General features: G+C 44.4%; 28 protein-coding genes and 2 rRNA genes (1 of these 30 cut by a window edge). 1 reads left to right on the top strand and 29 read right to left on the bottom strand.

Going from position 1 to position 24,156, the window contains the following annotated elements; genetic code table 11:
• Window positions 1-3 precede the first annotated feature (3 nt).
• The 13 genes from glmU to metG all read right to left on the bottom strand — a co-directional run bounded on the left by glmU (window position 4) and on the right by metG (window position 13,239).
• Window positions 4-1,377 carry a bifunctional UDP-N-acetylglucosamine diphosphorylase/glucosamine-1-phosphate N-acetyltransferase GlmU gene (glmU, locus tag LG330_RS00345; protein WP_404406635.1) on the bottom strand — a complete coding sequence of 458 codons (1,374 nt, stop codon included), beginning with the start codon at window positions 1,375-1,377 and terminating at the stop codon, window positions 4-6.
• A 222-nt stretch (window positions 1,378-1,599) separates the two neighbouring features.
• Window positions 1,600-1,893, bottom strand: a complete 294-nt coding sequence (gene spoVG, locus LG330_RS00340; RefSeq protein WP_404406633.1) for a septation regulator SpoVG — start codon at window positions 1,891-1,893, stop codon at window positions 1,600-1,602.
• Window positions 1,894-2,057: 164 nt separating this feature from the next.
• On the bottom strand, window positions 2,058-2,432 hold the full coding sequence (locus tag LG330_RS00335) for a RidA family protein (protein WP_404406631.1): 375 nt from the start codon (window positions 2,430-2,432) through the stop codon (window positions 2,058-2,060).
• Window positions 2,433-2,635: 203 nt separating this feature from the next.
• Window positions 2,636-3,478, bottom strand: a complete 843-nt coding sequence (gene purR / locus LG330_RS00330) for a pur operon repressor (RefSeq protein ID WP_404406629.1) — start codon at window positions 3,476-3,478, stop codon at window positions 2,636-2,638.
• Between the two features lie 59 nt (window positions 3,479-3,537).
• Window positions 3,538-4,404 (bottom strand): 4-(cytidine 5'-diphospho)-2-C-methyl-D-erythritol kinase, encoded by an 867-nt coding sequence (ispE, locus tag LG330_RS00325; RefSeq protein ID WP_404406627.1) that lies wholly within the window; start codon window positions 4,402-4,404, stop codon window positions 3,538-3,540.
• A gap of 474 nt (window positions 4,405-4,878) precedes the next feature.
• A complete protein-coding gene (locus LG330_RS00320; protein WP_404406625.1) occupies window positions 4,879-5,064 on the bottom strand; it encodes a small, acid-soluble spore protein, alpha/beta type in 186 nt (61 codons plus the stop codon).
• Window positions 5,065-5,507: 443 nt separating this feature from the next.
• Window positions 5,508-5,771, bottom strand: a complete 264-nt coding sequence (veg, locus tag LG330_RS00315) for a biofilm formation stimulator Veg (protein ID WP_041120769.1) — start codon at window positions 5,769-5,771, stop codon at window positions 5,508-5,510.
• Window positions 5,772-5,886: 115 nt separating this feature from the next.
• The gene (gene yabG / locus LG330_RS00310; protein WP_407936087.1) at window positions 5,887-6,747 is read right to left on the bottom strand and encodes a sporulation peptidase YabG; all 861 of its coding nucleotides are present in this window, start codon (window positions 6,745-6,747) and stop codon (window positions 5,887-5,889) included.
• Window positions 6,748-6,846: 99 nt separating this feature from the next.
• On the bottom strand, window positions 6,847-7,725 hold the full coding sequence (gene rsmA / locus LG330_RS00305; RefSeq protein ID WP_404406620.1) for a 16S rRNA (adenine(1518)-N(6)/adenine(1519)-N(6))-dimethyltransferase RsmA: 879 nt from the start codon (window positions 7,723-7,725) through the stop codon (window positions 6,847-6,849).
• The gene (gene rnmV / locus LG330_RS00300; protein WP_404406618.1) at window positions 7,718-8,278 is read right to left on the bottom strand and encodes a ribonuclease M5; all 561 of its coding nucleotides are present in this window, start codon (window positions 8,276-8,278) and stop codon (window positions 7,718-7,720) included. Before rnmV ends, rsmA begins: the two co-directional genes overlap by 8 nt.
• A 101-nt stretch (window positions 8,279-8,379) precedes the next feature.
• Window positions 8,380-9,663, bottom strand: a complete 1,284-nt coding sequence (locus tag LG330_RS00295) for a ubiquitin-like domain-containing protein (RefSeq protein WP_404406616.1) — start codon at window positions 9,661-9,663, stop codon at window positions 8,380-8,382.
• A 216-nt stretch (window positions 9,664-9,879) separates the two neighbouring features.
• Window positions 9,880-10,647 (bottom strand): TatD family hydrolase, encoded by a 768-nt coding sequence (locus LG330_RS00290; RefSeq protein WP_404406614.1) that lies wholly within the window; start codon window positions 10,645-10,647, stop codon window positions 9,880-9,882.
• Between the two features lie 612 nt (window positions 10,648-11,259).
• Entirely contained in the window at window positions 11,260-13,239 is a 1,980-nt protein-coding gene (gene metG, locus LG330_RS00285; RefSeq protein ID WP_404406612.1) for a methionine--tRNA ligase, read from the bottom strand.
• 427 nt (window positions 13,240-13,666) lie between these two features.
• On the opposite strand from metG, the gene LG330_RS00280 reads away from it, so the two are divergent.
• Window positions 13,667-13,948: an AbrB/MazE/SpoVT family DNA-binding domain-containing protein gene (locus tag LG330_RS00280; RefSeq protein WP_039806138.1), complete on the top strand. Its 282-nt coding sequence runs from the start codon at window positions 13,667-13,669 to the stop codon at window positions 13,946-13,948.
• Between the two features lie 303 nt (window positions 13,949-14,251).
• Here the strand turns inward: LG330_RS00280 and rsmI are convergent, their stop codons facing one another.
• The 16 genes from rsmI to LG330_RS00200 form a co-directional block, all read right to left on the bottom strand.
• On the bottom strand, window positions 14,252-15,133 hold the full coding sequence (gene rsmI, locus LG330_RS00275) for a 16S rRNA (cytidine(1402)-2'-O)-methyltransferase (RefSeq protein ID WP_404406610.1): 882 nt from the start codon (window positions 15,131-15,133) through the stop codon (window positions 14,252-14,254).
• Entirely contained in the window at window positions 15,099-15,398 is a 300-nt protein-coding gene (locus LG330_RS00270) for a GIY-YIG nuclease family protein (RefSeq protein ID WP_404406608.1), read from the bottom strand. The genes rsmI and LG330_RS00270 overlap by 35 nt, the downstream gene beginning before the upstream one ends.
• On the bottom strand, window positions 15,382-16,125 hold the full coding sequence (locus LG330_RS00265; RefSeq protein WP_404406606.1) for a tRNA1(Val) (adenine(37)-N6)-methyltransferase: 744 nt from the start codon (window positions 16,123-16,125) through the stop codon (window positions 15,382-15,384). The genes LG330_RS00270 and LG330_RS00265 overlap by 17 nt, the downstream gene beginning before the upstream one ends.
• Before the next feature lie 319 nt (window positions 16,126-16,444).
• Window positions 16,445-16,804: a DNA replication initiation control protein YabA gene (gene yabA / locus LG330_RS00260; protein WP_404406604.1), complete on the bottom strand. Its 360-nt coding sequence runs from the start codon at window positions 16,802-16,804 to the stop codon at window positions 16,445-16,447.
• 13 nt (window positions 16,805-16,817) lie between these two features.
• Window positions 16,818-17,645: a stage 0 sporulation family protein gene (locus LG330_RS00255; protein WP_404406602.1), complete on the bottom strand. Its 828-nt coding sequence runs from the start codon at window positions 17,643-17,645 to the stop codon at window positions 16,818-16,820.
• The gene (gene holB / locus LG330_RS00250; protein ID WP_404406600.1) at window positions 17,638-18,642 is read right to left on the bottom strand and encodes a DNA polymerase III subunit delta'; all 1,005 of its coding nucleotides are present in this window, start codon (window positions 18,640-18,642) and stop codon (window positions 17,638-17,640) included. Before holB ends, LG330_RS00255 begins: the two co-directional genes overlap by 8 nt.
• A gap of 14 nt (window positions 18,643-18,656) precedes the next feature.
• Window positions 18,657-19,097, bottom strand: a complete 441-nt coding sequence (locus LG330_RS00245; RefSeq protein WP_404406598.1) for a YaaR family protein — start codon at window positions 19,095-19,097, stop codon at window positions 18,657-18,659.
• Between the two features lie 17 nt (window positions 19,098-19,114).
• A complete protein-coding gene (locus tag LG330_RS00240) occupies window positions 19,115-19,444 on the bottom strand; it encodes a cyclic-di-AMP receptor (protein WP_039806128.1) in 330 nt (109 codons plus the stop codon).
• Between the two features lie 84 nt (window positions 19,445-19,528).
• Window positions 19,529-20,161 carry a dTMP kinase gene (gene tmk / locus LG330_RS00235; RefSeq protein ID WP_404406596.1) on the bottom strand — a complete coding sequence of 211 codons (633 nt, stop codon included), beginning with the start codon at window positions 20,159-20,161 and terminating at the stop codon, window positions 19,529-19,531.
• Window positions 20,154-21,557 (bottom strand): aminotransferase class I/II-fold pyridoxal phosphate-dependent enzyme, encoded by a 1,404-nt coding sequence (locus LG330_RS00230; protein ID WP_404406594.1) that lies wholly within the window; start codon window positions 21,555-21,557, stop codon window positions 20,154-20,156. Before LG330_RS00230 ends, tmk begins: the two co-directional genes overlap by 8 nt.
• 109 nt (window positions 21,558-21,666) lie before the next feature.
• Window positions 21,667-21,816 carry a sigma factor G inhibitor Gin gene (locus LG330_RS00225; protein ID WP_162182126.1) on the bottom strand — a complete coding sequence of 50 codons (150 nt, stop codon included), beginning with the start codon at window positions 21,814-21,816 and terminating at the stop codon, window positions 21,667-21,669.
• A gap of 120 nt (window positions 21,817-21,936) precedes the next feature.
• The gene (locus LG330_RS00220) at window positions 21,937-22,107 is read right to left on the bottom strand and encodes a hypothetical protein (RefSeq protein ID WP_404406592.1); all 171 of its coding nucleotides are present in this window, start codon (window positions 22,105-22,107) and stop codon (window positions 21,937-21,939) included.
• Between the two features lie 27 nt (window positions 22,108-22,134).
• Window positions 22,135-22,296, bottom strand: coding sequence for a hypothetical protein (locus LG330_RS00215; protein WP_404406590.1), 162 nt, complete (start codon window positions 22,294-22,296; stop codon window positions 22,135-22,137).
• Between the two features lie 37 nt (window positions 22,297-22,333).
• Entirely contained in the window at window positions 22,334-23,080 is a 747-nt protein-coding gene (locus tag LG330_RS00210) for a DUF2087 domain-containing protein (RefSeq protein ID WP_404406588.1), read from the bottom strand.
• Window positions 23,081-23,545: 465 nt separating this feature from the next.
• Window positions 23,546-23,661: ribosomal RNA gene (gene rrf / locus LG330_RS00205) — 5S ribosomal RNA — on the bottom strand.
• A gap of 185 nt (window positions 23,662-23,846) precedes the next feature.
• Window positions 23,847-24,156 (bottom strand): 23S ribosomal RNA (locus LG330_RS00200) (it continues 2,617 nt past the right edge of the window).

The following is a 24,156-nucleotide window of genomic DNA, read 5'->3' as shown; positions in this document are numbered from 1 at the left end:
CAGTTATTTTTTAGTGTTGATTCTTTTAGCGTAGCCTTCTTTATTTTCCTGACGGGCACGGGCGATTGAAAGTGCTTCACCCGGTACATCCTTGTTGATCGTAGAGCCCGCAGCAACATAAGCACCTTTTCCAATTGTGACAGGTGCAATCAGATTTGAATTACAGCCAATGAACGCATCATCTTCAATCTTTGTCAGATGCTTTTTTTGTCCATCATAATTTACAGTGATCGATCCACAGCCGAGGTTCACACCTGAACCGACTTCTGCATCACCAATATAGCTGAGATGAGAAGCTTTGCTGCCTTTACCAAACTGTGTTTTTTTGATTTCGACAAAGTTACCGATCTTCACTTCATCTGCAATTGCAGATTGCGGACGAATGTGCGCAAATGGTCCGATGTTTACATCAGATCCGATCTCGCTGTCATGTACGACAGACTGCTTAATCACTGTACGGTCTGCAATTTTGCTGTCTTTGATTTCACTGTTTGGCCCAATTGTACATTCTACGCCGATTACAGTGCTTCCTTCAATGACAGTCCCCGGATAAACAACCGTATCACTGCCAATCACTGCATCAGCACTAATATAAGTAGAAGCAGGATCAATCAGTGTGACCCCATTACGCATCTGCTGTTCATTGATTCGCTTGCGCATCAGCTGCTCTGCTTTTGATAAAGCCACGCGGTCATTTACACCAAGCGTTTCATCTGATGAAGGCGTCTGGTATGCTGCAATTGCCTGTCCTTCATTTTTCAGAATTTCAATCACATCAGGCAGATAATATTCACCCTGCGCATTGTTATTATTTACTTTTTCAAGTGTTTCAAAGAGCGCTTTGTTATCGAAGCAGTACGTACCCGTATTGACTTCCTGCACTGCAAGCTCTTCTTCGTTTGCATCCTTGTGTTCAACGATCTTTGTTACAAGACCATCTTCCCCGCGGATGATACGGCCATATCCCGCTGGATTGTCTTCATGAGCTGTCAGGATTGTTGCCTTCGCCTGTTGTTCCTCATGATGCTGAATCAGCGAAGACATCGTTTCAGTCGTAATCAGTGGCGTGTCACCACATACGACTAAAGTGATACCGTCTTTTCCCTGTAAACGGTCTTTCGCCTGCATAACAGCGTGGGCAGTTCCCAGCTGCTCAGCCTGAAGAACAAATTCCGAACGACCCTCAAGCTTGGACTGAACAAGTTCAGCACCATGACCAACAACGGTAATGACTTCTTGCATATTTGCTTCCTTAACCTGTTCTAACACGTGCTCAACCATTGGCTTTCCACAAACAGGATGAAGTACTTTATATAATTTGGATTTCATACGAGTCCCTTGACCCGCTGCTAAAATTACCGCATATCGATTCGACATTACCGGTCCTCCAGTCAACATTTTTCCACTTTGAATATATTACAAAAACGCATTCATTTCAAGGAAAGCGGTAATTTCAGAAGAATCTGTTATCAATATGAAATACCGTCCCCTTCTATTGACCTAAGAAATAAAAAGCGTACGATTCTGCCAATGTGACAAAATCGTACGCTTTTTTATGGCTTGTTTTACTTCAGCCTTATCCAGGTAAGTACCGGGCTGTTATGCACCCGCTTCTTCATATGTCATTTCTAATTGTTCACTATGGTCCTGATGGTATTCAGCCAGCACCGAACTCTGAATAATATCTCTCATCTCAGAATTGATCGGATGGGCTATATCTCTAAATTCACCATCTGGCGTCCGCTTACTTGGCATTGCAACAAATAATCCATTATTCCCGTCAATGACCCGGATATCATGCACCACAAAAACTCCATCAAGCGTAATGGAAGCGATCGCACGCATCCTGCCATCCGAGCTCACACGCCTAAGTCTCACATCTGTTACTTCCACTGATTTCCACCACCTTTCTCCCCCTAGTACAAGCCTCCCCACTACTTCTATACGAAAGGTCGATATCCCTACCTGAAAAGTGAAATAGTCATATTATTTTCCAAAAAATAAAAAAGCTTTTTTCTATCAGGCTGCTCACCCTCAGAAAAAAGCTTTTTGATTACTTATTTAACCAGTGCAATGACTTCAATTTCGATGCCTGCGCCTTTTGGCAGCTTAGATACTTCTACGCATGAGCGTGCAGGACGGTGGTCACCGAAATAATCAGCGTAAATCGCGTTTACTGCGTTAAAATCACTTAGGTCATCCAGAAAAACCATGACTTTTACTACTGTGGAGAATGAAGCACCTGCTTCTTCAAGTACAGCCTTCAGGTTACTGAATACCTGATGTGTCTGGTCTTCAATACTGCCTTCTACAAGCGAACCCTCAGGTGTCAGCGGAATCTGACCTGAGCTGTAAAACATATTATTTACTACCATCCCTTGAGAATAAGGGCCAATTGCCTGTGGTGCCTGATCTGTCTGTACAAACTTCATGTGAATGCCTCCTTATGATTTTAACTCTTACACATTGGCTGATGCTTTCCACTTCAGGGGGATGCTTTCCGCGGACGAACGCTTGAGCCACCTCAGGCAGAAAACCACTGCCTTCCGGGGTCTCTCACGATCGTTTTCCCGCAGGAGTCGCCCCCTTACGCTCCAATCATCAGCTGTGAAAAAATTAATCGACATTAATACAGCTACTGTTTTAAGAAAGAAGATACGCGGTCAAAGTAGTTGCCTGTTTCAACCTGGATCGTTTTGCCTTTTTCATCAACACTTCTCAATTTTAACAGTGAAATATAATCTTCTACAAGGCGTTCCTCAGAGTCCTGTTCCGATTCAATGAAAATTCCAGTACCTGCAACAGTGGCAGAAAATTCTTCAAGTAGATTTTTCATCCCTGCCGCTGTACCGCCGGCTTTCATAAAATCATCGACAATCAGTACTCTCGCACCCTGCTTCACACTTCTTTTAGATAACACCATGGTCTGAATTCTTTTAGAAGAGCCGGACACATAATTGATACTGACAGTTGATCCTTCCGTTACTTTACTGTCCCGTCTCGCTACCACCACCGGCACGCCAAGGTAGCGTGCTGCTGCGTGCGCGATCCCGATTCCCTTTGTCGCAACTGTCATGACAAGATCAATCTGCTCATTGGCATATGCGCCTGCAAATAACTTACCAACATAGTTCATCAGATGAATATCTCCAAGAATATCCGTCATAAATAAGTAGCCACCCGGCAGCAGCCGGTCTGATTTACTTACCTGATCCGATAAAATCTGCAGTGCTTCTTCTGCCTGTTCCTTTTTAATGCCCGGGATAAAGCGCACTCCGCCAGCTGCACCCGGTACCGTTTGCAAAGAGCCGATTCCTCTGTTTTCAAAAGTTTCTTTTACAATCACTAAATCTTCACTAATCGAGGATTTAGCTGAGGAATAGCGCTCTGCAAAAAATGTGAGCGAAACCAGTTCACGTGGATGTTCCGATAAGTAATGTGTCATATCAATCAGGCGTTCACTTCGTTTAATTTTCATGCGGTGAAACCTCCCAAAACCCGAATAATGTATAGTAACTATATCATTATCGTACGTTTTTAAGCAAGAGGTGCCCGGCTGCCGAGCATTCTCACCGCAAATACCTGGTCACAAAAGCCGCGAAGGCCATTTACAACCCGGTGGACCTTTGATTCGTACTGCACAAGTCCGAAAACAGTCGGCCCGCTCCCGCTCATCAGTACTGCATCAGCCCCAAAACGCTGCATCTGCTCTTTAATATGCTTCACTTCCGGATATAGCTGAAGCGTAACAGACTCAAGCGCATTACCGAGGTGATCACACACACCCTGATAATCTCCTTCTTCAATCGCCTGTACCATTTTAGCTGTATTCGGATGATCGACCTTTTCAAGCTTCAGGTTCTGGTAAATGTCCGCTGTCGATACGCCGATCGATGGCTTTGCAAGAATCACCCAGCACTTTGGCGGGGTCGGCAGTTCCTGAATCTTCTCGCCTCTGCCCGTCGCAAGCGCTGTTCCGCCATAAATACAAAACGCCACATCAGATCCGATCTCTGATCCAACCTCAGCAAGCTCATCATTTGAAAGGTCAAGTTCCCAAAGTTCGTTTAACCCCTTCAAAGCAGCAGCTGCGTCACTACTGCCTCCAGCCAGCCCTGCTGCAACCGGAATTTGCTTATGGATCGTAATATCCACACCTTTTTTCACGTTGTATTTCTTCTGCAGCTTTTCCGCTGCCTTATACGCCAGATTCCTGTGGTCACTCGGTACAAAACGATCATGCGAGATAATCCGGATCCGCGTCCCCTTCGTCTCATCCAGCTCAATACGATCAGCCAGATCCACAGTCGTCATGACCATCTCCACCTCATGAAACCCATCAGGCCTCTTATGGAGCACATCCAGCGAAAGATTAATCTTCGCCGGTGCTTTCACCATCATCATAAATCCACACACCTCAATCTTCCTTCAAGTCATTGAAGTTATTGTAGCAATAAACCACGAAAAGTGGAAGCAGGCGTTTAGGGGCGTATGCGGTGGCACCATCAGGATTGGGGTTGTTGCGGAAGCGTGGGATGAATTAAGTGAAAAGATGATGGAATTACTTGAAAGATGATAGTTAAAATTAGAAAGGTGACAGATACATCTGCACAAAACAGCCTAACAGTCGAATACTCAAAAAGGTGATGGATATAAATCAAAAAGTCATAGATAAAATCGAAAAGGTGATACATAAAGTCCCTCTACCACCCTGCTGCTCAAGCAACAAATCGCCAGGCCGAAATAACGCCCGGCAAATTACTCAAAACCATCAAATCTAACCCCAGATACCAACGAAATAACCTTTATCCATCCAACTCAACCAAAAAAACCGCCCGGCACTCACCGGACGGCCTCATGTGCATGTACCAACTACGGTTAACGTGGTTCAGACTGGTCTCCCAGCTGACGCTCAGCCATTTTGATAGCCTGCTTTACCATGTTACCAGCATCCCGGGACTTAATGCCGCCCCAGCCTTCCTGCTGTACCGTATCATAGATCCCGAGTTCTTTGGCGACTTCTTCCTTGAGCCGATCTGACATTACGCCTCTTCTTCTGCTCATGATTTCATCCCCCTTAGATGTCCAGCTTCAGCGCCTAGCTCCTCGAGTCATAAGCCACCCTAAGAAAACGGGAAAGGTCACCCGTTTCTCTCAGCGCGTCTTATGCTTGTCGAAGCTGTGCAAGGCGCTTACGCTTTTCTGTGATGTCCAGCTTCAGCACCTAGACCCTCGAGTCATAAGCCACCTTGAGAAAATGCGAAAGGTCACCCATTTCTCTCAAGTCGCCTTATGCTTGTCGGTTCTGTTCAAGGCGCTTGCGCTTTTCTAAATTGGTCATGCTCACTTAACCTGCCACAAAGCACCTTATATTATGAAAAGCAGCTTATGGATGAAGTACCATCAATCGTCAATTGCTCTTTTGAAATAACAAAAAGGCGGTCTGCCCGGACAACTGACAATCAGTTACCCGGGCAGACCGCCCATAAAAAATCATTATGATTTCATTAACTTACGCTTGCAGCTTCTGAACCTTCTTCAATAAAAGTCAGTTCAACAGCTTCAGTTAGTACATCGGTGTAGCTATACGATACCCGTTCAAAAGCATTTTCGTCCTGATCAAGCTCCACAATAAAAATTGAAGGATATGTTTCAGTCAAAACTCCTGAACGCTCAATTGTCTTGCGTCTTCCACCATTGGCTTTTAACAATAGACGTTTTCCAAGATTCACATCAAGTGCTTTCTTAATATCAGCTAACGTTTTTGGCATTCCGCTTCCACCTCACTGACATTAGTATACCAAAATATTACGTTTTGGTCAAATAAAATAATCATTTTATCAATTCTCTTTAGTGAATGTCAATGTTTTTATTCCGTCAAAATGCTTAGCTGCTGTCGTTTTGTGTCTCTGCATACATTTCTTTCTTGTAAGGCATCCCGATTCTGAGGACACCGCGCGTTTCAATTGCGCCGATTCCGTTATCATCAGCGAGCGTATGCGGAAGGATATCTTCGACTGTAAACATTGAATGAATTGACATATAACTGATGATGCTTGCCGCGTAGGCGGGGTCAAGAGCATGAATATTGACGCGCAGAGGTGAGCTCGCAATGTTGGCACCTGCGTAGATTAAGGATTCGAAGTGAGACTGACAGGCACCTGCAAAAATCACCAGCTGATCAAGATAGGGTACGATTTTACGGGCATTCCTTACTGCATTTACAAATGAAGATGAATGCCTGTAAGCGTTCAGGTCACTTTTTTTACCCTGTGCCGGCAAATAGGCGTCGTGCCCTGTTAACACAAGAATTTGCGGCTGATAGCGGATAATGAGGTCCTGAATGCGATCCGCCATTTCTTTTTCCGGACAATGAACGCCAATATGAGGTACGTTGGTATCTTTGTAAATTTTTAGGCATTTCTTTAAATAACGCTCATCACCATCAAGGTGCAGCACGCGACCAGGCAAATGAAATGAAAGAGCATCCGTTTTTCTCTCTTTTTCTGCAGCCGACTTCGCCCTGTTCTCTTTCATTTCTTTCATTTGCCGGTCTGCTTTTGCAAGGCGCTCCTCGTCAAGCAGCTCGAGATCCTCAACCGGTGCATCCGCAACGAGTCTGATATCTCTTCCATACAGGATGGCATACTGACCTTTCTCACGCTCCTCAACAGCAGCTACTACAAAAACCACGTCACAATGATACGATTTCCGTCCAACCAGCTGACTGATCCAATCCACCGGCATTCACCCTCCTATCCGGCCCATGCAGTTACTATATGCATCCGCATTTGGAGGGGTGAATATCGTAAAATAAAAACCCCGGCACGCAGCCGGAGTTTAACCTTATGAAAAATATGGATACAACGCATTCGCAAGCGTTGCAAATTCAGGAATTGAAAGGCTCTCTCCACGTCTTGAAGGCTCAATACCGGCCTGTTCCAACGCTTTAAGAATGTCTTCTTTCTTTTCTTTACCGTCGGGCAGCTGGCTTGTCATGTTGTTTAGAATCGTTTTTCTGCGATGTGCAAATGAAGAACGTGTCACAGTGAAGAAGAAATCCTCATTTGTTACTTCAACCGGCGGCTTGTCGCGCTTTATTAATTTAATCACAGCAGAATCTACATTCGGCTGAGGAATAAAGACGGTTTTCGGTACAATCATGACAGTAGAAGCTTCTGTGTAGTATTGAATCGCAATCGAAAGAGACCCGTAATTTTTTGTTCCGGGCTTAGCGGCAATACGATCTGCCACTTCTTTTTGAAGCATGACGACAAGTCCTTTAATCGGCAGGTCTTCCATTAACAACTTTAGAATAATCGGTGTTGTAACGTAGTATGGAAGGTTTGCAACGACCATTACATCTTCAATATCGGCAAATTCTTCAATCATGACCTGCTCCACATCTGCTTTCAGCACGTCCTTGTGAAGAATCTTGATATTATCGTATGGCGATAGCGTATCGTCTAAAATCGGCAGCAGACGCTGATCAATCTCAAACGCGACGACCTTTTTTGAGGCGCGCGCCAGATGCTCAGTGAGGGCGCCGATGCCGGGACCGATTTCAATTGCGCCATGCTCTTTTGTAAGCCCTGCATGACCGACGATTTTCTGGAGAATATTCGGGTCGATCAGGAAGTTCTGTCCAAGACTTTTTTTAAATGAGAAGCCGTATTTTTGCATAATTTCCTTCGTGCGGACGGGTGTCGCAATATCTTTATTCATTATTTTCCTCCTGTAAAATGCGCTTTAGCGCCTCAGCAAAGTCTTCTTTTGTGATTTCAAACATCATCAGACGGTTGTATAGCTGCTTACCGTTTACATAACCAATTTTAAGCTCAGCCCCAAGTTTTTCTCTTCTGGCTTTTGCTTTTGGTCCACCAATGAGTCCGGCTGTTACAAGATCCTCTTTTGTAATCAGCTCGACAGGTTCCTCTGCCATGAGGTGAGCATCCTTAAGTGCCTGGCGGATAATATCAGGTGAGGCATGCTCAACGCCAAGTCCGCGTCCTTTTTTACGCAGGGCATCCTGCTTTTCGATAAAAGCATGCTTGCATCCTGGTACAGCGTCCTGCACGATCTGTCTGATACGCTGCCCGGGGTAATCCGGATCCGTTAAAATGATAACGCCTCTTTTTTCCTGGGCGTGACGTATTTTCTCCAGTGTCTTTTGTGAAACAGCTGAACCGTTCGTTTCGATTGTGTCAGCATCAACTGCACGCTTAATTGCTGTCGTATCGTCTCTGCCTTCTACAACGATAATTTCTTTAAGTTTCATTACATCCTCCGAAATGGTTTCTGTGCTTCATTATAGCCGAAATTGCTTTTGAACGCACAAAAAACAGAGAGAATGTTCCCTCTGTTTTTTCATATAGCTGGCTACGGCATAACCGTTACTTTTACTGTTCTATTACCCCATGCAAGTGCTGAAGCACGGTCAGCGATAAAGATATCAATCTTGTTCCCTTTAATCGCGCCACCTGTATCTCCGGCGATAGCATAGCCATAGCCTTCAACATATACGCGTGATCCAAGTGGGATAACAGACGGATCTACAGCAATGACTTTCATACCAGGATTTGCTTTCAGGTTGATCCCTGTAGCTGTGATACCTGAGCAGCCAGCACAAGATGCTGTGTATGCTGTTGAACTCATTGTCATTTCACGGCCTGACGGCTCAGATGATGATGCCGTCTGGGCTGGCTGCGATGATGCTTCTGCTGATGATGCAGCCGGCGTTACAGCTGCTGCTTTTTTCGTTGTTTCACGTGGAACGCTGGCAACAACAGGCTTCTTTGTGCCAATGGCAACAACTTTATTTTTACTTTCTTTTACAGTCTTTTCTTCTTTCAAATCACGGGATACTTCTTTCCCGTTTTCTTTTACAACTTCGTATGTTTTTTCAATCAGACCTTCTTCGCCTTCCTGAACAACCTTTTCAGAACCCTCGGCTAATGTATTGTCATCTTTCTGTTCCACACTGAAGTCCTTCGTCTCTTCCACCACATCGGTGACCTTATCAACGTGGACGATCTTCACAGTAGCGCCCTCCGTCAACATAGTGTCTTCAGATGGTTCTACGCGATCATCTTGATCCAGCTTAATCTCATGCTGTTTTAAAAAGTCAGCGACGGTGATCGAAGTCGACCAAACCTCTTCTTTGTCAGTCCCATTTACAAGTGTCCATACGAAAGCTTTTTCAAGTGAAAGTGTCATATCTTCCTCAATACTTTCATCCAGTGCATGCGACAGCTTGTCTACGTCACTTACTTCTAACTGTTCTTTACGCAGGAACTCTCCTACGGTTTGGGCATTTGTCATGATTTCCTGCGTCTCTCCGCCTAAATCAAATGACACCTGTTTCGCCGCTCTATAGCGTACGGTCATATCATGGTAGATCTCCGTATCGCCTGAGGGGTATAAATAGTCCTCTGAGTGAATATCCATTTCTAGCTCTGCAAATATATCTTCAACAGTGGCAGCGTTTGTGCGCACCAATTGCTCTTCACCATTTAAGGAAAGGGCTACTGTCTTCTTCATACCTTCCTGAAAAAGGAAACCAACAACTAAAACAAATACCGTTAAAGTTACTAAAGAATAGACCCAGTTCCTCTTACTCATAGACTTTGGAAACAGGTTTTTCATGTTTTTTTCTGATTGCATGAAAAACTCCTCCTTTACTCCGAGTGATTATAAAGACTATCCGAACAGATTGTCAACCTCAGAATTTGAGACATTTTCCCTGCGCAGGGGATATATGTCCCAATTATGCAGACCGTTTTTCAGCCTGAAAAGGATTTTTTATCGACAACTGAACGTTGGTATTACGCAAAAGATGTCGCACAAACGTGCTCAATTTTACCTAAAGCTTAAAATCATTTATTTTAGCTGATAAATTTTTTTTGCGTTTTCTGTCGTACGCTTTCCAACTTCTTCGTAGGAAATACCTTTTAATTCAGCAATTTGTTCTGCTACCAGCTTCACATATGCCGGCTCATTCCGCTTCCCGCGATTCGGGTGCGGTGCTAAGAAAGGTGCGTCCGTTTCGATCAGCAGGTATTCAAGATCGATCTCCTCAGCCACTTCTTTCGGCTTCTTCGCATTTTTAAATGTAACGGGGCCGCCAAGAGAAATCATGAAGTTCAGATCAATACACTGCTTTGCGATTTCAACACTTCCGCTGTAACAGTGCATAATGCCGCCTACTTCTTCAGCGTGTTCTTCTCTCAGGATATCTACAACATCCTGTGTCGCTTCACGGTTATGAATGACGATTGGAAGCTTTACTTTTTTAGCTAAATGAATCTGCTTTTTAAATACGTCTTTCTGAACATCATGCGGGGATTTATCCCAGTGATAATCAAGGCCCGTTTCCCCAATTGCAACGACCTTCGGATGAGCAGCAAGTTCTTCAATCCACTCCAGGTCCTCGTCAGTCATATCAATTGCATCTACCGGGTGCCAGCCAATTGCGGCATAGATGAAATCGTGCGTCTCAGCAAGCTCCATCGCCTTTTTTATTGTCTTCCGGTCAAAGCCGACTACCGTCATGAATTCAACGTCATTTTCCTTTGCTCGCTGTATCACTTCATCAAGATCATCTTCAAACTGATCTGCATTTAAGTGAACGTGTGTATCGAATAACATTGTATCCTCTCCTTCACAGCAAATTTAGTGTATTAAAAATCCATATGTCATACATCACAGCCATGTAACAATCTATTAACAAATTAACAACCCGATTAAAATACACATTACCAAACAGTTATGCGTTGTTCACTGAATAGTATTGAATCAAAAGTAATTCCTTTACCTAAAAACCCTTAAAGATAGACTTTAATTATCTGAATTTTTATATCAGGATAATTTATAACAATAACCGTCTATTTATTGGTAAATACAATCCAATGACATATAAAACACAAATTGATGACGGGTTTCTTCTATTGTTATAGTTCGTTACACAGATGTAATATTTAAGACACATAAGAAACATAAGAACCAGATACTTCAACTTATGAAGAATTGATTCTCTCTTAGATTTATTAAAATCCATTCTTGTTTCTGCACAGCTGATGATTGAAGCGGAAGGGGTCGACTCCTGTGGCAGGAAGGGACGTGTGAGACCGAGCATGGCGAAGCCTGCGGGCTCACCGCCCGGCCACGGAAAGCGTCCCCCTGAAGCGGAAATCATCAGCCAACTTTGTTAAGACAAAACAAAAAGAAGAGAGGAACGAATCCCTCTCTTCATTCATTCAATTATTTAACACGTGCCCCATTTTCCAGGTTTTCTGCTACATGCGCAAGTGATAGGACTCCATCCTTCTCACCTGCAAGGATCATGCCTTCAGACAATTCCCCGCGAAGCTTAACCGGCTTCAGGTTTGTTACGCAGACAACCTTTTTACCGATCAGCTCTTCAGGCTTGTAGAACTTTGCAATACCTGAAACAACCTGACGCTTTTCAAAGCCGAGATCCAGCTGCAGCTTTAAGAGCTTATCTGTTTTCTTCACAGGCTCACACGCTGTTACAGTTGCAACGCGAAGATCCACTTTCATGAAATCATCGAATGTAATTTCCTCTTCAAGCTCAACCGGCTCTTCTGCAGGAGCAGGCGCCGTACCAGCCATTTTCTCCTTAATGTAAGCTGCTTCCTCTGTTACATCAAGACGCGGGAAGATCGGCTCCCCTTTAGCGACAACCTTTGTGCCGGCAGGAATTGCGCCAAAGCTTTCGAGTGTTTCCCATTTCAGGTGTGTCTCATCAAGCTGAAGCTGGGACAGGATGCGCTTTGGCGTTTCAGTCATAAATGGCTGAAGTAAGACGGCTACGCGACGTAATGTTTCAGCTAAATGATTCATCACATGACCAAGCTCTTCCTTCTTCGCTTCATCTTTTGCAAGCACCCATGGCTGTGTTTCATCTATATACTTGTTTGCACGGCTGATCAGCTGCCAGACAGTCGCAAGTGCAACGGAGAATTCCATGTTTTCCATTGATTCCTGGAATTTTTCAACCGTTTCTTCATTTGACTGAAGTAATTCCTTATCAAAAGGACCCGCTGAGCCCTGATAGACAGGAATTTCACCGTCAAAATATTTATTTACCATCGCAACTGTACGGTTCAACAGGTTACCAAGGTCATTGGCAAGGTCAAAATTCACCCGCTCAACGAATCCTTCAGGTGTGAAAATACCGTCAGAGCCAAATGGCACTTCACGAAGCAGATAATAACGAAGTGCATCCAGACCATAGCGGTCAATGAGTGTAACAGGATCAACGACGTTACCTTTTGACTTGGACATTTTTCCGTCCTTCATTAATAGCCAGCCGTGGGCAAATACCTGCTTAGGCAGCGGCAGATCAAGCGCCATCAGCATAATTGGCCAGTAAATGGTATGGAAGCGGACAATCTCTTTACTCATCAGGTGAACGTCCGCCGGCCAGAACTGACGGAAACGCTCATCATTTTCTGAACCGTAGCCGAGTGCTGTAATATAGTTAGACAGTGCATCAATCCATACATACACGACGTGCTTAGGATCCCCGGGAACCTTTACGCCCCAGTCAAATGTCGTTCTTGAAACAGCCAGATCTTCAAGGCCCGGCTTAATAAAGTTATTCAGCATTTCATTTTTTCGCGATTCCGGCTGAATAAATGCGGGATTCTCTTCGTAATACTTTACAAGGCGGTCCGCGTATTTACTCATACGGAAGAAATAAGACTCTTCACGTACCTTTTCAACAGGGTGGCCGCTATCCGGGCTCTTACCGCCAATGACATTTCCCTCACTGTCGAGCTCTTTATCTTCAAGCTGCGTTTCAGTATAGAAGGTTTCATCCGGGATTGAATACCAGCCTTCATATTCACCAAGATAAATATCCCCCTGGTCATGCAGCTGTTTGAAAATCTTTTCGACAACAGTTTTATGGCGTTCTTCTGTTGTACGGATGAAATCATCATAAGAGATGTCCATCTTTTTCCACAGATCCTGAATGCCTTCCACGATCTCATCGACATAAACCTGTGGAGAGATCCCCTGCTCTTTTGCTTTTTCCTGGATTTTCTGACCATGCTCGTCCGTCCCAGTCAGGTACATGACATCAAACCCTAAAAGACGCTTATAACGTGCCATTGCGTCTCCTGCTACTGTTGTATATGCATGCCCGATATGCAGCTTGCCGCTCGGGTAGTAAATTGGTGTTGTAATATAAAACGTATTATTCGGCTGACTCACTGTTTATCCTCCTTCGATCAGCATCAGAAACTCAGCTCTGACGCGTTTTCATATGTAAAAAAATATACCCGAAATAGGAAGTGAATGCAACCGCCACAGGCTCCGCAGTAAATACTCCCCACTTTTGTCGAATTAGTATGTCACTTTTGTCGAAACACGAAATAGCTTGAATTCAAAACAATTTTATTTACACTTACAGTTATTACATGTTATAGTGAATATTGTAGAAGGTAATATTTTCAATCACTTGTAGTCGCTGATACGAAAGGCTTTTGTAATATTTCATTATCGGCACATTTGCGAGAAAATATGTATTGACTGATTTGGGAAACGTTGGTATGATATAAAAATAGAGAGAAAAATGTCGAAACTTGACGAATTATAAGAGAGAAAAAACAAATATACCTTTGAGAGGGGATTTTTAATCATGAAATCAACTGGAATTGTACGTAAAGTAGACGAATTAGGCCGAGTGGTGATTCCAATCGAACTTCGCCGTACACTTGGAATTGCAGAAAAAGACGCATTGGAAATTTATGTGGATGACGAAAAAATCATCCTGAAAAAGTACAAGCCGAGTATGACTTGCCAGATCACTGGTGAAGTTTCAGACGACAACCTTAAGCTTGCAGGCGGAAAGCTTGTCCTTAGCCGTGAAGGCGCTGAAATGCTAATCAAGGAAATCCAAAGCAACCTACAAGGTGCTTAATTCATAAGAATTTTTCACTGCTCCCTTAGTGGAGCAGTTTTTTTATTGTGCGAGAGGTGGCGGGCGCGGCGTTCAATTACCTGTAGAGGTGAGCCGAATAATCGGATTGGTGAGCCAATTAACCCGGGCGATGTCTCAAATACGCGTCATACTTTCGGCGCTGATGCAAAAAATGGGCGGGATGAGCCAAATCAACAGAAGAGCTGAACCATATATCCTCATAGATGATCCAATTCATCCGCACCCATCCATACGTGCTCCACCACTCAAATAAAAAAGACCACCTTCACAGTGATCTCAAGTCTAATGATCTACATGATAATCCTGATATACATCCCGCTTCGGAAGCCCCCGGTCTTTTGCAGTCTCTTTAATGGCTGCTTTTGACGTCAAGGATTTTTGCTGAATATAATGTTCGACATGCTGAGTCAGTGACAATTCAGACCACCAGATCTCCTCATCCTGCTGCCACTCATCACGCGCTGCACCTTCAATGACCAGACAAAACTCACCGCGCAGCTCCGTTTCTTCAGCCCATTCCAGACATTCGCCTATCGTTCCGCGCACGAATTCCTCGAACTTTTTCGTCAGCTCACGCGAAACGGACATCTGACGTTCTTCACCCAGCGCATCCTGCATTTCCTTCAAAGTTTCCTTCAGTCTGTGAGGAGATTCATACAGGATAAATGTCGCAGGGATTGTCGATAGAAATGCCAGCTCTTCCCGCTTCTCTTTTTTCTGACGCGGTAAAAAGCCGTAGTAATAAAATGGCTGAGGCTTCAGGCCTGATGCAATCAGTGCAGTCACGGCCGCATTTGCTCCCGGTAATGGCACGACATTAACCCCTTCTTCTACACACTGCTTCACAAGCTCATAACCCGGATCTGAAATACAGGGTGTTCCTGCATCTGTCACAAGGGCAATCTGTTTCCCATCATGAAGGTCTGCGAGCAATTTCCGGCCGCTTTCTTCTTTATTATGATCATGATAACTGACAAGCTTAGTCTCAATCTCAAAATGACGGCACAGGTTTTTTGTATTACGCGTATCCTCTGCAGCGATCAGGTCAGCCTCTTTTAAAATATTCACTGCTCTGAACGTCATATCCTCTAAATTTCCGATCGGCGTTGGCACAAGATAGAGCCTGCCCTCACTCGCATGCTGAAAACTTTTTTGTGTGTGCATGCTCTTCACTCCTTTCTTTTAAATACAGATCCTTCTGCGTTCTGGATTTCTTTTTGAACCAGTACTCAGCCTGCATAGCTTCTCTTTTTGTACAAAATGATTCATGGTGAATCATTTCGACAGGGCGCCTTGTTCTTGTATATTTAGAAGCGGTGCCCCCGTTGTGCTGAGACAGGCGCCGCTCGAGATCAATTGTGTACCCGCCGTAGTAAGAACCGTCCTTACACTTCAGTACGTAGAAGAAATGGTTAGCCTCTGCTTCCATATAAAATCTCCTTCATTTCGTCCGTGTATTCATTATTCTCTTTATAAACGATGAGCGGCGGCAGAATTTTCACATCAGGTTTGCCGTCTTTTGCTGCCTCTACTAAAATCGTATTGGCTTCCTTACCCTCTTTTGGATAAACAAACTGGATTCTTTTCGGCTCGAGACGATACTTTCTCATTAATGTAATCAGATCAAGCAGTCTGCCGGGCCGATGAACAAATGCCGCTTTTCCACCCTGCTTTAACAGCCCACTGCTGACACGGATCGTATCTTCAAGCGTGCACATAATTTCATGTCGTGCGATTGTTAAATGTTCATTTTCATTCAGCTCATCTTTACCCGGTGTTGTAAAATAAGGCGGGTTGCAAGTGACGACATCATGCTTTGCATACCCGAGCTTTGGCGAAACTGTATTTAAGTCCTCACAAATCATCCGGATCTGCTGCGTGAGTTCATTATGTTCAATGCTTCTGTTTGCCATATCTGCAAGTCTGTCCTGGATTTCAACACCTGTGATTGAGCCGTTTGTCCTTGTACTTAAAATAAGCGGGATTACACCATTTCCTGAACAAAGATCAATCAGACTTCCTTTTCTGATCGGAACCTGTACAAAGCGCGCGAGCAGGACAGCATCGAGCGAAAAGGAAAAGACTGATGGACTTTGGATAATTCTTAATTCTTCAGCCAGAAGGTAATCCAGCCGCTCATCACCAATTAATTGCATGTTGTGATCCTCTTTTCTATTGATAATGCGTTTTGCAGGATGGAAAAGTGCGTGACTGTGAGGTTACTGCAGTCAATTGATGGGATTACAGCACTCAGTGGCATTGTGAGATACCTCAATCGGCAGGATACGACATTCGATAGTGCGATCACCTACCCCGATCGGCCGCATACAGCACCCGATAGCAAACTCACCTACCTCAATCAACCAAACAGTGCCTTCATCAGCCTTTCATCCATCTCCCCCCACACATTCTACACAAAAAAAGCCCGGCAGGACGCCCGCCTGTTATGTAACAGGCGGCGTAATGCCAGCGCTCTTATTTTTTCGTTAAAAATGAAAGACAGAACAGGCAGTCTTCATCCTTGCGCGGGCTTCCAAAGTGAATGTTACAAATGTGGAAGCCTTCATGATAAAGACGGGCAAGGTTATCGTATCCTTCACCAACATCTGTGCTTGGACCCGCAGCTTTGCCGGCATCAGCCTTACCTTCGGGAACTGCTGTGTCATTCCCGAGCTGTTCAAGTCTTCTGCGCAGATGTTCATTTTCGATCTGCAGCGAATGATTCTCTTCCATCATGTCAGCCAGATGATGCTTCAGTTCGCCAAGCTGCTGGTATAACTGACCAATCTGCTGTTCCATATTGGATACTGAATCAAAGAACTCCTTCTTATCCACGAACTCCACCCCGTTACTCTGTGGCTTGAATTGACGCAATATCGTGATTCATAATTTCTTCAAGCGTATACTCTAGCGTACGGTCCTGCTCCTTCATTTCGATCTGAAGGACGCGCTCAAGCATATTCAATCCGACTACTTTCCCTTTACCTTCAGGTGTCTGAACGAATGCACCAAGGTCAGGCATTTCTTCTTTTGCCTGTTCGTACTCGTCGTTTTCGTATTTCAGGCAGCACATTAAGCGTCCGCACAGACCTGAAATTTTCGCCGGGTTAAGAGAAAGGTTCTGATCCTTTGCCATTTTAATCGACACAGGCTCAAAATCACCGAGAAAAGTTGAACAGCAAAGCATACGCCCGCATGGCCCAATACCACCAAGCATTTTTGCTTCATCACGAACACCGATCTGTCTCAGTTCAATCCTTGTTCTGAAAACAGACGCCAGGTCTTTGACCAGATTTCTGAAATCGACCCGTCCGTCCGCTGTAAAATAAAAAATTACTTTATTGCGGTCAAATGTATATTCAACGTCAACAAGCTTCATATCTAAATCGTGCTCACTGATCTTTTCTGAACATACCTTGTAGGCATGAGCAGCTTCTTCCTTGTTTTCCTGTACAGAAAGGCGATCCTTCTGTTCAGCAATCCGGACGATTTTTTTCAGCGGAAGCACAACGTCATTCTTGTCCACTTTCCTGACTTCAGTGACAACTTTACCGTATTCCACACCGCGTACCGTTTCGACAATCACGTATTCATCTACGTTTAGTGAAAGCTGGTTCGGGTCGAAATAATATATTTTGCCCGCTTTATTAAAACGGACGCCTACTACTTCATACAAGTGCAGATCCCCCCTGCAATTTAAGCATCAGCTGTTCCATTAACAGCTGTGTATTCATATTTCTCTGTAGCTGTGTTTTCGCTTCGAGTATCACTGTCAGCTGGTGAGTAAGCTGATTTGCTGACGTCTGGAGTGCATCTGTACGAAACGTATCCAGCCAGTCCGGGTACGACAGGTGATCGAGCTTGTCCGTTTGGATATAAAGGAGATCTTTATATATAAGAAGAAACAAATCGAGTGATTGGTCAATTTGCGATTTCTCTTTAAAATGCGGAAGATAGTCACTTTGAACCCTGATCATGGCTTCAAAGGGATCATCTTTTAGCACTTCATATAATTTTAACATGATTTTTCTAGCTTGTACAAACCACTCATCATCACTAAGCTCCATTGCCTCATCAACCTGATTGGTTAATTTTGATACAAGTGAGGCCATTGTTGGGTGGACATCCTCTGCGATCAGCTTTTCTTTAAACAAAACAGGTGTCAACGGTCGAAATGATACGTGCTGACACCTGGAAAGTATAGTCGGGAGCATCTGGTGAATCTGCTCAGTCAATAAAATCGCTGTTGTGGATGGATGCGGTTCTTCTAAAAACTTTAGTAAAGAGTTCGCAGCCTGAACCGTCATCTTATCAGCACCGCTAATGATATATGCTTTTTTCATTGATTCCATACCGGTTTTACTGAACTCTTCCTGCAATAACCTTACCTGTTCCTTTTTAATCGACTGTCCGTCCGGCTCAATCACGTGAACGTCAGGATGATTGCCCTGGTCGATTCTCCGGCACTGTTCACAGGCATGACAGGGTTCACCTTCATGTGGCTGTCTGCAGAAAAGTCCTTTAGCAAGAAATAATGCCATGGCTTTTTTACCTGTGCCGCGACCGCCTTCGAACAGATAGGCGTGCGCGACACGGTCTTTTTGCAGACTGTTTTGCAGCATTTTCATTGCGACCGGCTGCTGTGATGCCAGGTCCTGGTGCATATCGGCCATACTATCTCCCATTTCTACGTGTATATATTAATGAGTAGTCCCTTAATTTCACCGATTTGATCCAGCACATCAACCGATTCTTTTTCTCCCTTCAGAACACTTTCAGTCAGTTCAGTCAGCTTCTCATCAATTGTTTCAACCAGACGAAGCTTACGTCCCTCACCAAATTCATTCCAGGAGTGAGACTGCTTTAAATTCATTCCATATTCAACTGTTTCTTTTACAAAACGTTTAACCAGCATTTTAAACTTCGCCAGATCTTTAAAGTTTCTCGATCTTGCGAGTCTGTCGCCTGCTGCATTCACTTCCCCCATTAATCTGGTCAGCTGTTCAGACTGAAGTTTCTGGTCCTGCTTTGCGACAAGTTCTCCAAATTTTAATTGGGAGGGTGTGAGGTTCTGTTGATTGTTACCGGGCTGATTAACGCCCACACGTAAATCACGGTTGATCTTCATATCTCCACTCCACTACCTTAAAATTGGTGAAACTGCTCAATTGGAAGTACAAAAACCGTGGCTCCTCCAACTTCAACTTCTACAGGATAAGGAATGTAAGAATCCGCATTCCCGCCCATTGGTGAGACAGGGGCTACCATCTGTTCTCTTGAACGACAGCTGTCATTGATCACCTCTAATACTTTATCTACACGCGCATCCTCTGTACCGACCATAAATGTCGTATTTCCGGACTTCAAGAATCCTCCGGTACTCGCAAGCTTTGTAGCACGGAAATTATTTTTCATTAATGCCGTGGATAAACGGTTCGAATCCTGATCCTGCACAATTGCGACAACAAGTTTCATCCATTCCACCCTCTTCCTTTTAAATAGGTTCTGTCTTTATTATACCAATAATACGTTTATTTTACGAAATCATTCCGGAAACGTTCATTTTTTTAACAGCGCTGACAGTACTGAAACAGCCTCCGCTGTAACATCTTCAAGAGACGCTGATGCATCAATCCGCCTCATTCTTTCCGGGAAACGCTCCCGCAGAATCTGATAGCCCTCATATACTTTTTTATGAAAAACCATTCCTTCAAGATCCAGACGGTTCACTTCTCGGCCTTCGTTCTGCCCGATCCGCTCGAGCCCCTCTTCAGGCGAAATATCAAAGTACAGGGTGCAGTCAGGCATCATGGAGCCGATTGCAAATTGATTAATACTCCATACCTCATCAATACCAAGACCTCTTGCATAGCCCTGGTAGGCGAGTGAGCTGTCGATAAAACGGTCACACAGGACGACTTTTCCTGCATCAAGCGCAGGCTTAACCTTTTCAACTAAATGCTGTCTGCGGGCTGCAGCATATAAAAGTGCTTCTGTGCGGCTATCCATTTCAATATGGGATGGATCAAGAATCACTTCTCTGATCTTCTCTGCAATTTTAATTCCGCCAGGCTCACGCGTCAGTAAGACATCATAGCCAAGCGATTCAAGCTCTTTCTTTATTTCAACAGAAGCCGTCGTTTTTCCTGCTCCTTCTGGTCCTTCTAACGTAATAAATAAACCTTTATTCATTTAGATCCTCCTGCACAACCTTCATTTTTCCTTCTATTAGATGTGATCCGCCCTGAAAACGCATATTCATTTTCATAAGACGGTTCAGCTCATGACATTTTTCAGCGGTCAGCCGTTCACCTGTAATCACAAGTGGTATTCCCGGTGGATACGGTGTAATCGTCTCAGCAGCAATCCTTCCTGCACCTTTTTCAATGGGCAGCACTGAATAAGGAAGACCATCTGCATCATGTACAACTAATGTCGTAATCGCTTTTTTGACATGTGCAGGCTTGGGAATATCTGTCCACGCAGCTGTTTTGGCAATCTCATTGAGTGACTTAACTACATGATCCCACTGCACCTGATTCCCTTTTTTCAAAAGCGGCAGCGTCCATAATACCTGCAGCGGGTCTGCAAGTTCTGCATAGATCCCGCATTCTTCACATGCAACCTGTAAATCATATCCGCTCAAGCCATCCATTCTGACAATCAGCTTCAGCGGATCTTCCGGCTCAATGACCGTCAGACGCTGTATATTTCGAAGCCGGCTCACTAATTCAATACGCTTGCTTTTAAAAAAGGCTGTATCTTCACTCGAATAGGTTGCGGCATAATACCGCGCGTCATCAAGCGATGCCATAATCGGGTAGGATGGACTGCTGGACTGAAGCATTCCGAGCAGCTGTTCAATTCTGTGATTATGTTCGAAGTCTTTTCCGATATGTAAAAATGAACCCATCGTCAGCGCCGGCAGCGTTTTATGAGCGGACTGCACGACAACATCAGCCCCCATTTGAAGTGACGAAACAGGAAAGCCCGGCAGTGAAAAATGAGCCCCGTGTGCTTCATCAACAAGTACGGTAAGTCCTGACTTTTTGGCAAACCCAATGACTGCTTCCATCTGCCCGGTATGACCGTAATAAGATGGGTACGTCAGTAAAACAGCTTTAGCATCTGGAAATTGATTGATAGCCTCTTTTAGAAAATCAAGCGAAATGCCTGACGGTGTTATAGAATCCGGATGGACCTCAGACGTTAAAAACACCGGTTTCACCCGCGCCAGACGACATGCGTGAATCACCGATTTATGCGCATTTCCTGCAACCAGCAAATGACTCCCCGGTTCACATATACTCATCACCATAGCAAGGTTCCCAGTTGTCGAACCATTGACAAGGAAATAGCTTTTTAAAGCCTCGGCATGCTGAGCCAATAAATCCTGTGATTTTGCAATCGGTCCCTCCGGCGCATGCAGATCATCAAGCCCTGAAATCTCTGTCTGATCCCACCCGCCAAAATGACCCGCAACCTCACCAATCATGCCATTCTTATGACCCGGCACATGAAAGGACACAGGCTTCTGGTTCATATGCTTTTGCAGTGCCTCAACAAGTGGTCTCTCATTCTGATTCATAACGTTCTCCTTTAGTAAAATCATTTCTTTATTGTATCATGATTTATTTTAAAGCCGTGCTGATTGCATACAAAAAAGCCCGCATCTAAGGCAGGCTTTCAGACAATACTTATTCTTTTAAAAGATGAATCCACCTGTCATATCCATGATCCTCAGGCTTCAGCTGTATCAGTGACTGTTCACACCAAACGCAAATAAATTTTGAAGACAGGCGGATCGCCCGGTTGTATCGTCTTCCACACGCACGGCAATGTCTCATGTACTTTCCTCCACTTCGCAGCATGTCATACCACTCAGTATAGACACTGCGGATAAAAAGTAATCTCTCTATCCTATTCTTTTTATCCCTAAACGTGAAGGAAATTCCTCAACAAACTTCTCAGAGCCTCGTTGACCGCCGTTCATCCTCAAGCTTCGGTTCAGAAGGCGCTTCCTCAGGCTCTCTCACATCACTATACACAACCAGCCCTTTTCTTTTACGGTTTCGATCTGATATCACACCGACCAACACAATAACAGTTAGAATCAAAAGAATGATCATCCACCACATTCTTTTCTCCTCCCTGCTTATTTAAAGTCAAAAACTAGTCGTCTTCCGGTCGTTATCCATTTGATACTGCTGAGGCGCTTCTTCCCCGCCACTACGATACTGTTCAAGGTATTTCCGCGAGCTTTTCTTCCGATCAACAAGTAAACCGAACCCAATCAATCCGGCCACAATGCCAATAACGTATAGCATCAACAGACACCTCCTGTACCTTCACTATACCCGCTTTTTACGATTTTATCCAATAAGCTGAGCCGTCCTGATTCCGATCCATGAACCCATATTCAATAAAATAACGGCGAATCGTGACAAAATCAGCATATACCTTCTTAATTACTTCATTTACTTCCCGTTCCGTATATTGCTGCCCCGTATTAAACTTTTTCGATAAATACTGGAGTACCACAATCTTCTTTTTTTCCTTACTTGGAAACTGACTTAATGTCCCGTCCTCTTTAAAATATGTCTTCAATACCTTCTCCTGCTCTTCAGCCGTAATCGCATAACGCTCATCCACCATCGTCGCCCCCCTATGTATCTGAACGAGACTCTCAGGTCCCTTCTCCTCTTTCAACAGCTGCATCAGCGCCAAAAACACACGCGCCTGCTTTTCCTTTTCCTTAAACTTAAACCGGTGATTCCGGATTGTTGAAGGACTACCGCCAATCTGCTTCGCCGCTTCCCTATCAGACACCCCCTGCTTAAAATACGACAATAACTCTTTCTGATGATCCGATAAACCCGTATACTTCTTATCCATATTCATCAAATACACAAACATCGACTCATGCTCCGCCTGGACGTGAAGCTCCGCAGCCCGGTAAGCTTCAAATAACCGATCGGCAACCTTAAAAATCTCACCCTCTTCAAAGCGCTCACCACAAACCAAACAGCAATAAGCACCCTCATCCTGCTTCACCCCAAGCGCCAGCTCCTCAACAGAAGCCTCCCAAAATAACTCACTCAAAACAAACACTTCCTTTAAAAGTTTATCAATTAGTAAACATATTATATTAATGTTTATAATAAATCAAACATTATTTCATTTTGTTTGTTTTATGAGCTGCTGAGTATAGTAGCGAAAGATGATGGAATTACGTTCATACTTTAAGGAAGTGATGAAGTTTGTATTGAAATTAAGTGAAGGAATGAAGGAATACAGGATAGACTTCAGGCTGGTGAAGAAATAATTTCTGGATTGAGGGAATCAAATGGGGTATTGAAGGTATCAATTTTTTGATTGAAGGAATGACTCTCAGGTTGAAGGATTCACAACCGCTTGATGACATTAGGATTCCAGACTTTTGCCCTTGATGCCTTTGGATTCTGTCTTTCAGCCCTCAATGCCTTTAGGTCTCCGTCACTTTGCCCTTCATGCCCTTGGGATTCTGTCCTTAAACATAAAAAAAAAAGCCCTCCCACTCAGGGGAAGACTCAGTTTGCCTAGCGACGTCCTACTCTCACAGGGGGAAACCCCCAACTACCATCGGCGCTGAAGAGCTTAACTTCCGTGTTCGGCATGGGAACGGGTGTGACCTCTTCGCTGTCATCACTAGACTATAAAGGCTCGCGCCTTCAAAACTGGATACGTTCATCAAAGTAAGGGATTCCGAGAATCAACCTAGTCCAGTTTCAGCTCCTAGCTTTTCGGCTGCTTCACCCTGCCTGTCTGAGACTGACGTCTCACCCATTCAGGCTTCCACCAGCTCTCAAAGCTGACCAGTCGCTTCCACTTTCTTATATTGGTTAAGTCCTCGATCGATTAGTATTCGTCAGCTGCACATGTCACCATGCTTCCACCTCGAACCTATCTACCTGATCATCTTTCAGGGATCTTACCACTTGCGTGTGGGAAATCTCATCTTGAGGGGGGCTTCATGCTTAGATGCTTTCAGCACTTATCCCGTCCGCACATAGCTACCCAGCGATGCCATTGGCATGACAACTGGTACACCAGCGGTGCGTCCATCCCGGTCCTCTCGTACTAAGGACAGCTCCTCTCAAATTTCCTGCGCCCACGACGGATAGGGACCGAACTGTCTCACGACGTTC

The sequence above is a fragment of the Jeotgalibacillus malaysiensis genome (assembly GCF_044789845.1).
Classification (GTDB): domain Bacteria; phylum Bacillota; class Bacilli; order Bacillales; family Jeotgalibacillaceae; genus Jeotgalibacillus; species Jeotgalibacillus malaysiensis_A.
This window is presented reverse-complemented; position numbering and strand designations above follow the sequence as displayed.